Annotated in this window: 14 protein-coding genes and 1 pseudogene; 4 read left to right on the forward strand and 11 right to left on the reverse strand. The window is 74.2% G+C overall.

Annotated elements, in window-relative coordinates:
- Positions 1-99: 99 nt before the first annotated feature.
- Positions 100-351: a hypothetical protein gene (locus tag F8274_RS08715; protein WP_151461771.1), complete on the forward strand. Its 252-nt coding sequence runs from the start codon at positions 100-102 to the stop codon at positions 349-351.
- 148 nt (positions 352-499) lie between these two features.
- On the opposite strand, the gene F8274_RS08720 is transcribed toward F8274_RS08715, so the two are convergent.
- Positions 500-1,030, reverse strand: a complete 531-nt coding sequence (locus F8274_RS08720) for a hypothetical protein (RefSeq protein ID WP_151461772.1) — start codon at positions 1,028-1,030, stop codon at positions 500-502.
- 99 nt (positions 1,031-1,129) lie between these two features.
- Here F8274_RS08720 and F8274_RS08725 point away from each other — a divergent pair, with 99 nt between their 5' ends.
- Complete coding sequence (locus F8274_RS08725; protein ID WP_151461773.1) at positions 1,130-2,350, forward strand: GNAT family N-acetyltransferase; 1,221 nt, start codon at positions 1,130-1,132, stop codon at positions 2,348-2,350.
- A gap of 277 nt (positions 2,351-2,627) precedes the next feature.
- Positions 2,628-2,924, forward strand: a pseudogene (locus F8274_RS31815) (hypothetical protein); the annotation flags it as partial.
- Between the two features lie 27 nt (positions 2,925-2,951).
- On the opposite strand, the gene F8274_RS08735 reads toward F8274_RS31815, so the two are convergent.
- The 4 genes from F8274_RS08735 to F8274_RS08750 form a co-directional block, all read right to left on the reverse strand.
- The gene (locus tag F8274_RS08735) at positions 2,952-3,422 is read right to left on the reverse strand and encodes a ribose-5-phosphate isomerase (protein ID WP_151461775.1); all 471 of its coding nucleotides are present in this window, start codon (positions 3,420-3,422) and stop codon (positions 2,952-2,954) included.
- 73 nt (positions 3,423-3,495) lie between these two features.
- On the reverse strand, positions 3,496-4,695 hold the full coding sequence (locus tag F8274_RS08740; protein WP_151461776.1) for a DUF1015 family protein: 1,200 nt from the start codon (positions 4,693-4,695) through the stop codon (positions 3,496-3,498).
- 79 nt (positions 4,696-4,774) lie between these two features.
- A complete protein-coding gene (locus F8274_RS08745; protein ID WP_151461777.1) occupies positions 4,775-5,134 on the reverse strand; it encodes a hypothetical protein in 360 nt (119 codons plus the stop codon).
- A 120-nt stretch (positions 5,135-5,254) separates the two neighbouring features.
- Entirely contained in the window at positions 5,255-5,878 is a 624-nt protein-coding gene (locus F8274_RS08750) for a DsbA family protein (RefSeq protein WP_151461778.1), read from the reverse strand.
- 227 nt (positions 5,879-6,105) lie between these two features.
- Here F8274_RS08750 and pepN point away from each other — a divergent pair, with 227 nt between their 5' ends.
- On the forward strand, positions 6,106-8,652 hold the full coding sequence (gene pepN, locus F8274_RS08755) for an aminopeptidase N (protein WP_151461779.1): 2,547 nt from the start codon (positions 6,106-6,108) through the stop codon (positions 8,650-8,652).
- A gap of 100 nt (positions 8,653-8,752) precedes the next feature.
- Here the strand turns inward: pepN and F8274_RS08760 are convergent, their stop codons facing one another.
- The 6 genes from F8274_RS08760 to F8274_RS08785 form a co-directional block, all read right to left on the reverse strand.
- Positions 8,753-9,166 (reverse strand): DUF5130 family protein, encoded by a 414-nt coding sequence (locus tag F8274_RS08760; RefSeq protein ID WP_151461780.1) that lies wholly within the window; start codon positions 9,164-9,166, stop codon positions 8,753-8,755.
- A complete protein-coding gene (locus F8274_RS08765; RefSeq protein WP_107076375.1) occupies positions 9,153-9,440 on the reverse strand; it encodes a hypothetical protein in 288 nt (95 codons plus the stop codon). Before F8274_RS08765 ends, F8274_RS08760 begins: the two co-directional genes overlap by 14 nt.
- A gap of 74 nt (positions 9,441-9,514) precedes the next feature.
- Entirely contained in the window at positions 9,515-10,978 is a 1,464-nt protein-coding gene (locus F8274_RS08770; RefSeq protein WP_151461781.1) for an amidase, read from the reverse strand.
- Between the two features lie 66 nt (positions 10,979-11,044).
- Positions 11,045-12,046: an amidohydrolase family protein gene (locus F8274_RS08775; RefSeq protein WP_151461782.1), complete on the reverse strand. Its 1,002-nt coding sequence runs from the start codon at positions 12,044-12,046 to the stop codon at positions 11,045-11,047.
- Positions 12,046-12,570: a 3-hydroxyanthranilate 3,4-dioxygenase gene (locus F8274_RS08780; RefSeq protein ID WP_151461783.1), complete on the reverse strand. Its 525-nt coding sequence runs from the start codon at positions 12,568-12,570 to the stop codon at positions 12,046-12,048. Before F8274_RS08780 ends, F8274_RS08775 begins: the two co-directional genes overlap by 1 nt.
- Positions 12,567-13,022 carry a RidA family protein gene (locus F8274_RS08785; RefSeq protein WP_151461804.1) on the reverse strand — a complete coding sequence of 152 codons (456 nt, stop codon included), beginning with the start codon at positions 13,020-13,022 and terminating at the stop codon, positions 12,567-12,569. Before F8274_RS08785 ends, F8274_RS08780 begins: the two co-directional genes overlap by 4 nt.
- Positions 13,023-13,039 lie beyond the last annotated feature (17 nt).

Here is a 13,039-nt window from a genome sequence, read left to right on the forward strand (position 1 = left end):
CGGGTCGGCGCGCCGGAAGGGCGCCCCGGCTCGGTGAACGGCCCGGCCCGCCGGTGCGGTCCCCGTTTCCGCCCGGCCCGCCAGGGGTACGGCTGGCACATGGAGACGAACACGAAGGCGTACCTGGTGGGCGGTCCCCGGGACGGCAGCAGCCAGGACGCGGGTGACCAGGCCCTGTTGGAGATCGAGATCGACGGCATGATCCACCGCTACATCCGCACCACGAAGCAACACGACGGGGGCACCGTCTACAACTACGACGGGATGGTGGCCCCGGGTGGCGGCGAGCCGGGCGTCGAGGACCCGGCGGCGCGGGTCGCCTCCCCGAAGGCCGACGCCGAGGGGCAGTGACCGCTCAGCCCACCGGGCGACGGATGAACCGCGCCCGGCCGGGTAATGCGAGCGCCGTCCTGGTGGAGTGACGACCGGCGTCGCGGCGTTCCGCGACCGGGCGCGCGGGCGGGCGGCGGACAGCCGCCCCGCCCGCGGCCACGGCGGGTCAGTTGCCCGTCACCCAGTTCCAGGCGGAGACCACCCACTCGGTCTGCTGGAGGTAGGCCACCCCCACGCCGGCCAGGAAGAACGCGGTCACCAGGTGCGCGCCGCGGGCGCTGCGCCGCACCCGGCCGAGCTGCCGCTCCAGGACCAGCCGGCCGAGCAGGCGGGCCAGGGCGAACAGGCCGGTCGCGGTGAGCAGGCTGAGCACGAAGGTGAGCAGCGGGGCGGTCAGGTCGCCCCGGCCGGAGATCGCCCAGACGCCCCAGCAGACGAAGGCGAACAGCGCGCCGGCCGCGCTCCACTCCCCGCCCTTGCGGAGCTGGGCGACATGCCAGCCCATCGGCCGGCGGGGGGCCGACTCGGCCGTCCAGTCGTTCGCGTCGACGGCGGGGAACGGCTCGGTCCGGGGCGTACGGGACTGGCCGACCGCCGCGACGCCGCGCCGGAACGCGTCCCGCTGCGGGGGCACCACGGCGGGCTGCGGCGGCACCTCGACCGTCCGCTCGGCCCACGGTTGTGTCTGGTCCGCCATCTCGTGTCCTCCCCCTCGACCGACGCCGGCCACGGTTCCGAGGGTAGCGAGCCGGCAAATAGGGTGACGACCGCGAACGTGATGGGTTAGACACACCCGATGACGGACGCGCTGGTTCCCCGGGCCGATGACTTCGACGAGATCTCCGCGCTGCTGGCGCTGGCCTTCCACGGCGGCTTCGACCCCGAGCTGGTGGAGGTCGAGCGCGGGATCTTCGAACCGGACCGGTCGCTGCTGGTCCGCGACCGCGGGACCGCCGTCGCACACGCGGCCGCGTTCAGCCGCGAGCTGGCCGTGCCCGGGGCCAGCGTGCCGGCCGCGCACGTGACCATGGTCTCGGTCGCGCCGACCCACCGCCGGCGCGGGCTGCTCACCGGGCTGATGCGCCGGCAGCTCCGGGAGATCCGCGACGCCGGCCGGGAGCCGCTCGCGGTCCTCTGGGCCAGCGAGGGCCGGATCTACCCCCGGTTCGGCTACGGCCTGGCCGCGCAGCGGCTCGTCCTGGCCGGCGACACCGCCGGGCTGCGCCTGCCGGACCCGACGCCCGACGAGGGCACCCTCCGCCTGGACCTACCGGCGCCGCACCGGGCCGAGCTGGCCCGGCTGTACGAGCGGGTGCGCGCCGACCGCCCCGGCTGGTCGGGCCGGGACGAGCGCTGGTGGGACTACGTGCTGGCCGACGTGAAGGGGCTGCGGGGCGGCGCCACCGAGCGCCGGGTGCTGCTGCACGAGGGGCCCGACGGCCTCGACGGGTACGCGCTCTACCGGACGAAGGAGGAGTGGGCCAACGCCGGTCCGCGCGCCGAGGTCCAGGTCGGCGAGGTGGTGGCGGCGCGGCCGGAGGCGTACCTGGCGCTGTGGCGGTTGCTGCTCTCCATCGACCTGACCCGCCGGGTGTCCTTCCCGATCGCCGCCGTGGACGAGCCGCTGTTCCGGCTGGTGGACGAGCCGCGGCAGCTCGGCGCCCGGCTCGCCGACGCCCTCTGGGTCCGCGTCGTGGACGTGCCGGCCGCGCTGGCCGCCCGCCGGTACGCCACCGACGTCGACGTCGTGGTCGAGGTCACCGACGACCTGCTGCCGGAGAACAGCGGCCGGTGGCGGCTGGTCGGCGGCCCGTCCGGGGCGGAGTGCACGGCCACTTCGGCCCCGGCCGCGCTGGCGTGCGACGTCCGCGCCCTCGGCGAGCTCTACCTGGGCGGCACCGGCCTGGCCGCGCTCACCGCCGCCGGCCGGGTGCGGGAACTGGTCCCGGGAACGGCGGCGGCGACGGCCCCCGCGCTCGGCTGGCACCGCGCGCCCGCTCCCATGGAGGTTTTCTGACGTCCGGCACCTGCCGCGTGCTGCGCCGCGCCGGTACGGTCGGGTGATGGGTGATGCGGAGCGCCGCCGGCGGCGGCTGCGGCACCACGGCGACGCCGGGACGCCGGACGCCGAGGGTGCGAGCGCGAGCACGGCCGGGGTGCACGACGGCGAGGGCTCCGGGCCACCGCGCGGCGGCAGACGCGCCGAGTCGGACGACGGCTCCAGGTCGCCGCGCGGCCCCAGACGCGCCGAGCCGGAGTCGTCGGACGACGGCTCCAGGTCGCCGCGCGGCCCCAGACGCGCCGAGCCGGAGTCGTCGGACGACGGCTCCAGGTCGCCGCGCGGCGCCAGACGCGCCGAGCTGGAGTCGTCGGACCGGGGCCGGCGGGCGGGCCCGCCCGGCGAGGAGGGCGAGCGGGGGCTGCGCGGCCTGGTCGGCTCGGGTTCCTCGCAGGTGAGCGTGACGGCCGCCCTACGGGCGCGGGACGCCGCCCGGCCGAGCGACGAGGACCTGGCCGAGGCCGAGGCCCGGGTGATGGTCGTCCGGCGCAACTGGGTGCCCCGCGAGGAACTCCCCCGCACCGGGCGGTGACGGGCGGTGCCGCCGGTCGGCGACGCGTCAGGCGGGCAGGTCGGGAAGCTCGCGGCTCTGCTCGTAGTCGGCGACCTGGGCGATCCGGCGGGCGTGCCGCGGGTTGCCGGAGAACGCGGTGGCGAGGAACGCCTCGACCAGGGCGGTGGCCTCGTCCAGGGTGTGCTGCCGGGCGCCGACCGCGATGATGTTCGCGTCGTTGTGCTCGCGGGCCAGCTGGGCGGTGTCGATGTTCCAGGCGAGCGCCGCCCGGACCCCGGTGATCTTGTTGGCGGCGATCTGCTCGCCGTTGCCGGATCCGCCGATGACGACCCCGAGGCTGCCCGGGTCGCTCACCACGCGCTCCCCGGTGTGCAGGCAGAAGGCCGGGTAGTCGTCATCCGGGTCGTAGGCGTGCGGGCCGACGTCGACCACCTCGTACCCCTGCTTGGCCAGGTGGTTGGCGAGGTGCACCTTCAGCTCGAAGCCGGCGTGATCGGATCCCAGGTAGACGCGCATACCGCGCAGTCTGACAGGCCCGCCCCCGTGCCGGCGCGCGGGCGGCGGCACGGAGGCGGATTCGTCACACGGCTCAGCGCGGCAGTTCGGCGACGACCAGCCCGGCCCGCGCCTTCGGGGTGAACCAGGTGCTCTTGCGCGGCATCTTCTCGCGGGCCAGGTTCACCGCGACGAAGTCGTCCACCGTCACCGGCGCCACGAGGACGGCCAGCTCGGCCCGGCCCGCGTCGACCTCGCCGGTGAGCCAGCTCGCCGGGTAGTCGCCGCCCACGTAGGTGATCCGCTTGTCACCCGGGTCGAGGCCGAGCGCGTCGCGCAGCACCAGCCGCTCCACCAGGGCGTGGTCGAGGTTCTCCAGCCGGCCGCCGCCGACGTGCGGCAGGCGCACCGCGTACCCCTGGCCGGCGAGGTGGAGGTGCACGGCACCGCCGGTCGCCGGGACGCCGACCGGGCCGGCGACCGGGGTGATCTCCGCACCGGCGGCGCGGAGCCGGTCGAGCAGCTCGTCCGGGGTGGTGGTCAGCTCGCTGACCAGCCGGTTGTAGGGCTGGATGGCAACCGAGGCCGGCGTGGTGATCACCGACAGGAAGCGCGGGAAGCCGCCGGTCTGCGCGGCCAGGCTGCGGTGGTTGCCGTCGGCGACCACCAGCTCGCCGCCGCCCGCCAGGGCGGTCAGCTCGTCCTGCGCCGGGCCCGGGCCGAGCAGCCAGATGGCGTGCGTGCGGCCGGCCTGGTCCACGTCGGTGGCGGCGGGGACGCCGGCCGACTCGGTCGCCGCCGTGAGCGCCGCGTGCAGCTCGTCGCCGCGGCCGGTCTGAAGCAGGAGTACGGGTGAGAGCAGGTGACCCAGCGCCTCGGCCAGGGCGACCCGCTCCCGCACCTTGGCGATGAACACGTCCTCGTTGCGGATCACCAGGCCGGGCTCGTCGGCCCGGGTGGAGATCTGGTCGGTGTCGACCATGGCGAACAGCCCGTACGCGCTCTCCTCGCCCGGCGCGCTGATCCGGTAGAGGACCACGACGTGCTCGGCCGGCGTGTAGCTGCCGTCCGCCTTGGCCTCGGCGAGGCGGGCCACCGCGTCGGGGAGCGCGTCGAGGAAGGACTTCCCGAGGCTTCCCGGCGCCCGGTGGGGCATCTCGATGCCCAGGGCACTGTGCGGGTTCGCCTCGACGATGGCGGTGATCTCCGCGTCGTCGGCGAACTCGTCGTAGTTCTGCGCGCCGGTGCCGCCAGTGGTGATCCAGGCCCGGGCGATCGGATGCACGACCGTCATGCCCGCTGACGCTACCCGCGCCGCCGGGACCGCCGGTGCGGGACCCGCGCGCCGTCCACCAGATGAAAGGCGACCCCGGTCAGCCGGTGCGGTGCCGGCCGGGGGCCGGGCGGCGGCCCGACGCCGGTGCGGCCGGGCGGGAGCCGCCGGACGTGGTGAGCCGGACCGTCGTCGTCCCGGTCGGGGCGGGGCGGCCGGCCGCGGCGCTGCTGCGGACCGCGCCGGGGGCGCACGCCGGCAGGCCGGCGTCGGCGGGCGGGGTCATCCGCGAGGTCGCCACCACCCGGGCGACGCCGACCACGATCGGCGGGGCCAGCAGGTCGGCCATCTCGGCCGGGACCTCCGGCCAGTCGCCCTCGGCCACCGACCAGTACGTCGCACCGGAGTCCTCGGTCGCCGTCTCCGGCGCCTCGTCGGACAGGTGGCGGTGCTTACCCATGGGAACGCCTCCAGGAGCTGCCGGGCTGCGGCCCCGGGCGGGCCGCCGGCTGGGACACCCGGTGAAACGAGCCCCGCACCGGCCCGGTGACGGGGCGGTGCGGGGCTCGTCGGGCACGGCTCAGTCGAAGACCGGGCCGACCTCCCGGGTGCGCTTCAGCTCGTAGAAGCCGGGCGTGCCGGCCACCAGCAGGACGCCGTCCCAGAGCCGGCCGGCCGCCTCGCCCTTCGGCGCCGGGGTGATCACCGGGCCGAAGAAGGCGACCTGGCGGCCGTCGGGGCCCGGGGCGTGGATCACCGGAGTGCCCACGTCGGTGCCGACCGGCCGCATGCCCGCCTCGTGGCTGGCCCGCAGCGCCTCGTCGTACTCGGTCGACTCGGCGGCGTCGGCGAGGGCCGGGTCGAGGCCGACGTCGGTGAGGGCGCCGGCCAGCATCTCCCGGCCCAGCTCCTCCTTGCCGAGGTGGATCCGGGTGCCCATCGCGGTGTAGAGCCTGCCCAGCGTCTCCCCGCCGTGCGCCTGCTCGACGGCGATGCAGACCCGCACCGGGCCCCAGCCCTTCTTCATCAGATCCTGGTACTGCTCCGGCAGGTCCCGGCCCTCGTTGAGCACGGACAGGCTCATCACGTGGAACCGGATGTCCACGTCCCGGACCTGCTCGACCTCCAGCAGCCAGCGGGAGGTGATCCACGCCCACGGGCACAGCGGGTCGAACCACATGTCCACGGCGACACGTTCGGTCACGGTGTCATCCCTTCACGACTCCACGCGCCGGAGCTCCGGCGCCTTCCCCTCCGATCCTCACCCCCCCGCGGCATCGACCGGTAGCGGAATGAGAGCGTGACCTCGGCCACCGAAGCGTGTCCGTGCATGGAAGACTCGGTTTCGGACCGGCCGTCACGAGCGGGCCGGGGAGGCCGGTGCCGCGGGGCGCGGCGAGACGAGTGGGATGGAGACGAACAGTGCCGGGAGTGCGCAACCTGACCCAGGTCGAGGCCACCGAGCGGGCCCGCCTGCTCGACGTCACCGGGTATGACATCAACCTTGACCTGTCGACCGCGGTGCAGGCCGACGGCCGCACGTTCCGGTCGGTGACCGAGGTCCGGTTCCGCTGTGCCGAGCCGGGAGCGAGCACCTTCATCGAGACGGCCGCCGAGTCGGTGCGGTCGGCGACGTTGAACGGCACGCCGGTCGACCTCTCCGGCTGGTCCGCGGAGAAGGGTCTCACCCTCACCGGCCTGGCGGCCGACAACGTCCTCGTGGTCGACGCCGACTTCGGCTACTCCAACAGCGGGCAGGGCCTGCACCGCACGGTCGACCCGGAGGACGGCGAGACCTACCTCTACAGCCAGTTCGAGACGGCCGACGCGCAGAAGGTGTTCGCGTGCTTCGACCAGCCCGACCTGAAGAGCGTCTACACCTGGCACGCGACCGTCCCGGAGCACTGGCGGGTGGTGTCCAACATGCCGGTGGAGCGCGAGGAGCCGGCCGGCGAGGCGCTCAAGACCGTCCACTTCGCCGAGTCGGCGCGGATGAGCACCTACATCACCGCGCTCTGCGCCGGCCCGTACCACGAGGTGCGGGACAGCCACGACGGCATCGACCTGGGCGTCTACTGCCGGGCCTCGATGGCGCAGTACCTGGACGCGGACGACCTGTTCCTCATCACCAAGCAGGGCTTCGACTTCTTCCACGAGCAGTTCCAGGTGCGCTACCCGCTGCCCAAGTACGACCAGCTCTGGGTGCCGGACTTCAACGCCGGCGCCATGGAGAACTTCGGCTGCGTCACGCACGCCGAGTCGCACTACATCTTCCGCTCGCAGGTCACCGACTTCGAGTACGAGCAGCGGGCCAACACGATCCTGCACGAGCTAGCCCACATGTGGTTCGGTGACCTGGTCACCATGCGCTGGTGGAACGACCTGTGGTTGAACGAGTCGTTCGCCGAGTGGGCCAGCCACTGGTGCAACACCCACGCCACCCGCTTCTCCGACGCCTGGACGACCTTCCTGTCCATCCGGAAGAACTGGGGCTACCGGCAGGACCAGCTCTCCTCCACCCACCCGGTCTACTGCGAGATGCCGGACCTGGAGGCGGTCGAGGTCAACTTCGACGGCATCACCTACGCCAAGGGCGCCAGCGTGCTCAAGCAGCTCGTCGCGTACGTGGGCGAGGAGCCGTTCGTGGCCGGCCTGCGGGCCTACTTCGGCAAGCACGCCTGGGGCAACGCCACCTTCGACGACCTGCTCTCCGAGCTGGAGACGGCCTCGGGCCGGGAGCTGCGCAAGTTCGCCGCCCAGTGGCTGGAGACCGCGCAGGTCAACACCCTGCGGCCCGAGGTGGCCATCGGCGCCGACGGCGCGTATGAGCAGGTGCTGGTGCGGCAGGAGGCGCCGGCCGGGCACCCGACGCTGCGGACCCACCGCATCGGGGTGGGCCTCTACGACCTGACCGACGGGCGGCTGGTCCGCCGGGAGCGGGTCGAGGTCGACGTGACCGGCGAGCTGACCGAGCTGTCCGTGCTGCACGGCAAGCCCGCCGCGGACGTGCTGCTGCTCAACGACGACGACCTGACCTACACCAAGCTGCGGCTGGACGAGCGGTCGATGGCCACCGTGGTGCAGCACATCGCCGGCTTCGACTCGTCCCTGGCCCGGGCGCTCTGCTGGACCGCCGCCTGGGACATGACCCGCGACGCCGAACTGTCGGCCCGCGACTACGTGGCGCTGGTGCTGGCCGGGCTGCCGGCGGAGACCGACATCAACCTGGTCACCGCCACCCTGCGCCAGGCGACCACCACGCTCACCTTCTACGCCGACCCGGCCTGGGCGCCGACCGGCTGGGCCGACCTGGCCCGGGCCGCCCGCACGGCGCTCGCCGCGGCCGAGCCGGGCAGCGGCTTCCAGCTCGCCTGGGCCCGGGCGTACGCCTCCGCGGCCCGCTCCGGGGAGGACCTGGCCACGCTGCGCGGCTGGCTGAACGGCGGCGAGGTGCCGGCCGGGCTGACCGTGGACACCGAGCTGCGCTGGACCGTCCTCCAGTCGCTGGTGGCCAACGGCGCGGCCGGGGCCGCCGAGGTGGAGGCCGAGCTGGCCCGCGACCGGACCGCCAGCGGTGAGCGGGAGGCCGCCTACGCGCACGCGCTGGTGCCGACCGCCGAGAACAAGGCGGCGGTGTGGGCGCAGCTCACCGGCCCCGAGGCGCTGCCGAACTGGCGCAACCGGGCGCTGCTGCAGGGCTTCACCCACCCGGCGCAGGTGGAGCTCACCGCGCCGTACCGGGAGAAGTACTTCGGCACGGTGGCGCAGGTGTGGGCGCAGCGGGACAGCGAGCCGGCGCAGGAGTTCGTCCAGCTCGCCTACCCGGCGTACCTGGTCGAGGACGACACGGTGGCCGCCACCGACGCGTGGCTGACCCAGGAGGGTCAGCCGGCGCCGCTGCGCCGCCTGGTGGCCGAGGGCCGCGACGGCGTGGCCCGGGCCCTCAAGGCCCGCGCCCGGGACGCCCAGACCGCCTGACCGGGAGGGCGGCCTGGGTCTGCCCCGGGCCGCCCTCCGGCAGACACGAGAAAGCCCGGCCCGCGAGACGCGGGCCGGGCTTTCGTCGTATCGGTTGGGCTCAGCCCTTGCCGGCGTGGCTGGCGAGCTGGTCGAGGCCCTGGATGACGCCGCCGGCCAGGTCGCCGCCGCCGAAGGAGGCCACCATGGAGAGCGCGGCCAGCTTGGCGTACGTGTCCGGGATGCGCTTGCGCGCGTAGCGGCCGGTGACGATCTCGAGCTGCCGCTGGTTGGGCGACACGGCGATCAGCACCGACTTGTCCGGCTCGGCGAGCTGGCGGTGCAGCCGCTCGGCGTGCTCCCGGATCGGCTCGTCGAGGCCGCCCACGTAGACCGAGAAGACCAGGCCGGTGCCCTGGTCGGCCAGGCGGAGCGCCTCGTCGATGCGGAGCAGCTGACGGGTCGAGAACGGCCCGTCCAGGACCTCGGGCGGGTTACCGCTCCCCGTCGCGGCCTGCTTCTCACCAACGGTCACTTGCGCCTCCGGTTCCACCGGCCGGTGCCTCCCGGCCGGCCTGCTCCTGCTTGCGGCTGGTCAGCGCCGGCGCCTGCGCGCCGGCGGCCAGTGCGGTGCCGGCCGAGTCGGCCAGCTGCTCCGGACGGCCCAGGAACCAGACCGGAGTGAAGTCGAAGGGCCGGCCCGGCCGGTAGCGCTTGGCGCCGCCACCGCCACCGCCGCGACTACCGGCGGCCGCCAGTCCGGCGATCACCAGCACGGCGGCCGCCGGGATGCCGACGAAGACCAGCAACGTCTCGGTAACAGACAATCCCAACGCCCCCAGGCGGAAAGAGAGACCAGGAATGTTCCGGGTCGGGTGGACGGTCATGACGACGCGCGCCCGACTCCGCTTGTGCTGTTCACGTTAGCGGAGTCGACGGCCCGCCAGATTGCGGGGTGCTGATCCCATCCGCCACAGCCGTGCTCCAGTTGCGCGGCAGTGGCTATCAATGTCGCGTCGTCGCCGTAGCGGCCGGTCAGCAGCACGCCGACCGGCATCCCGTCGCCGGTGCGGCCCACCGGTAGCGAAACGGACGGGTCGCCGGTGACGTTGAAGATGGCGCAGTACGGCGAAAACCGCCGCTGACGGTCGAAATCCTCGGCGGGATGGAGGCTCGCGAACGCCCCGACCGACGCCTGCGGGGCGGCCAGGGTCGGGCAGAGCAGCAGGTCGCAGCCGGCGGTACGGCGCACGCCACGGCGTACCTGCGCCTGGAGTTCGCCGAGCGCGGCCATCAGCGGGCCGGCGCCGACGGCCGCGCCCCGGGCCCGCAGGAACCGGGTCAGCGGCAGCAGGTCGCTCTCCCGTTCGGACGGCACGGGGGCGAGCGCCAGCACGTACCAGACGGTCTCGAAGAGCGGCCACGCGTCGGGGCCGAGCGGCGCGGGGACGTCGACCACCTCGTGGCCGGCCTCGGTGAGCAGCGCGGCGGCCCGGTCGACGGCGGCCACGCAGTCCGGGTGGACCGGCTCGTCGGCGAGCATCGGGGCGGTGAACCGGCCGATCCGCAGCCGGCCCGGCGCGGCGGCCCGGGCGGCGCCCAGGTAGCCGCCGGTGGGCGCGGCCGGCGGCAGGTAGGGCTCGCCGGGCACCGGTTGCGCCAGGACGTCCAGCAGCGCGGCCACGTCGGTCACGGTGCGGCCGAGCGGGCCGCTGATGGGCAGCCCGAAGGCACCGAAGCCGAGCGGGCCGCCGGAGACCAGGCCCCGGCTGGGCTTGTAGCCGACCAGGCCGCAGAGCGCCGCCGGGATGCGGAGGGAGCCGCCGCCGTCGGAGCCCTGCGCCACCGGCACGAGCCCGCCGGCCACGGCGGCCGCCGCCCCGCCGCTGGACCCGCCCGCCGTGTACGCGAGGCCCCACGGGTTGCGGGCCGGCGGCGCGACGAGGCCCTCGGAGTAGAGCGAGCAGCCCAGCTCGGACGTGGTGGTCTTGCCGAGGCTGACCAGCCCGGCGTCCGCCATGAACCGGACCACGTCGGCGTCGACGGGTGGCACGAAATCGGCGAAGGCCGCCGAGCCGAAGGTGGTGCGGACCCCGGCCGTGAGCGTGAGGTCCTTGATGGCGGTCGGCACCCCGTGCAGCGGGCCGCGCCGGTCGGCCGGCACCGCGTCGGCGGCGGCCGCCGCCGCCCGGGCGCGGTCCGGGGTGACGGTGACGAACGCGCCGAGGGTGTCACCGAGGGCGTCCACCCGGCGCAGGTGGTGCTCGACCAGCTCCACGCTGGACAGCTCGCCGCGGCGGATCGCGGCGGCCTGCTCCAGCGCGGTCAGGTCATGCGGCTCGGCCATGCCCCCATCCTGCCTGGTCACCGCGGCCCTCGCACTCATCACCCGCCGCGCGCCGGCCGGCGGCGGTCAGCCGTGCAGGAAGCGCAGGGCGTTGCGGGAGAGCAGCTTGTCGCGCTGGTCGGCGGTGAGGAAGTCGGCCTTGCGGACCACCTGGCCGACCGGGCGCTCTCCCAGCGGGTACGGGTAGTCGCTGCCGACCAGCACCCGGTCCTCGCCCATCGTGTCGACAAGCAGCCGCAGCGCGGCCGGTTCGAAGACGACGGAGTCGACGCTGAACCGGTCGACGTAGGCGCTCGGCGGGGCGCTGGACGCGCCGCGGACCAGGTCGCCGCGGCGGTGCCAGGCGTTGTCGGCGCGGCCCAGCCAGAACGGGAAGCTGCCGCCGCCGTGCGCGAAGCAGATCCGCAGCGACTCCGGCACCCGGTCGAAGACCCCGCCGAGGATCAGCGCCAGCACCGACAGGTGCGTCTCGGCCGGCATCCCGGTCAGCCAGCGGGCCATCCACCGGTCCAGCCGGGGCCCGCCCGGCATGTCCCAGGGGTGCACGAAGACCGGCGCGCCCACCTCGGCGCAGTGGGTCAGGAACTGCATGATGCCGGCGTCGTCGAGGTCGCGGTCGCCGACGTGGTTGCCGATCTCCACGCCGGCGTGCCCGGCGGCCAGGCAGCGGTCCAGTTCGGCGCAGGCGGCGTCCGGGTCCTGCAACGGCACCTGGCAGAACGGCACCAGGCGGTCACCGCCGGCCGCGGTGACCGTCAGGGTGAGGTCGTTGAAGATCCGGGCCACCTTCACGGCCTGGTCGGCCGGGCGGTCGTAGCTGAAGAAGACCGGGGTGGGCGAGACGACCTGCACGTCGACGCCGTCGGCGGCCATGTCGGCGAGCCGCGTTTCCGCGTCCCAGCACTCCGCGCCGACCGGCCGGAACTCCGTCTCCCCCACCATGATCATGGCGGCGCGTTCGGAGTCCACCCGGAGCCAGGGCCAGCCGGACCCGCCGCACGCCGCCGCGAGGTCCGGCCACCCCTTGGGTACGACGTGCGTGTGCACGTCGACGACGCGTGGACGCATCAGCCCTTGCCCGGGTGCAGCGCGCCGCAGTTGGTGCAGGTGCGGGCCTTCTCGTCGCCATAGAAGGCCGCGAAGACCGGCGGCAGGTCGGCGGCGATGTCGCGGACCTGGAGCTCCACCTCGTGCACCTGGTGGCTGCACTCGGTGCAGTACCACTGGAACTTCTCCAGCGTGCCCTCCTCGCGCACCCGCTCGATCACCATGCCGATCGAGCCGGCCTCGGGGCGCTGCGGCGAGTGCGGGGTGTTGCGCGGCAGCATCCACATCTGACCCTCGCGCACGTGCACCGTACGCGGGCCCTCGGGCAGCATGAGGTTGATGTGCATGTTGCCCTTGACCTGGTAGAAGAACTCCTCGTACGGGTCGACGTGGAAGTCGGTCCGCTGGTTCGGGCCGCCGACCACCATGACGATGAAGTCGTCGCTGCCCGGCAGCATCTCCTTGTTGCCCACCGGCGGCTTGAGCAGGTGCTGGTTCTCCCCGATCCAGCCGGAGAAGCTGAACGGCTCGGCGATCTCACTCATGACGGACCTCCCGACGGAAGTAGGGCCACGGCCTGCATCTCGATGAGCAGGTGCGGGTGCGGAAGCTGGTGCACGGCCACCGTGGTCCGGGTCGGCCCGGTGGCGTCGAAGAACTCCGCCCACACCTCGTTGTAGCCACCGAAGTCGTTCATGTTGACCAGGTAGCTGGTGACCTGCACCAGGTCGGCCAGGTCGGCGCCGACCGAGCGGAGCAGGTCGCGGATGTTCCCGATCACCGCCCGGGTCTGCGCCCGGATGTCCAGGTCGGTGGTGCCGAACTCGTCCACCACCACACCGGCGAAGGTGTTGTCCGGCCGGCGCGATGACGTACCGGAGACGAACACGAACCCGCCGGCGACCTTGACGTGCGGGAAGGCGCCGCGCGGCACGGCCTTCCCTTCCACCACCCGGGCCGTCTGAGCCTTCTCTGTTCGCGACTGCGGGGCTCGCAAACCCGGCTCACTCCTCG

This window comes from Micromonospora sp. AMSO31t (genome assembly GCF_008868175.1).
Classification (GTDB): domain Bacteria; phylum Actinomycetota; class Actinomycetes; order Mycobacteriales; family Micromonosporaceae; genus Micromonospora.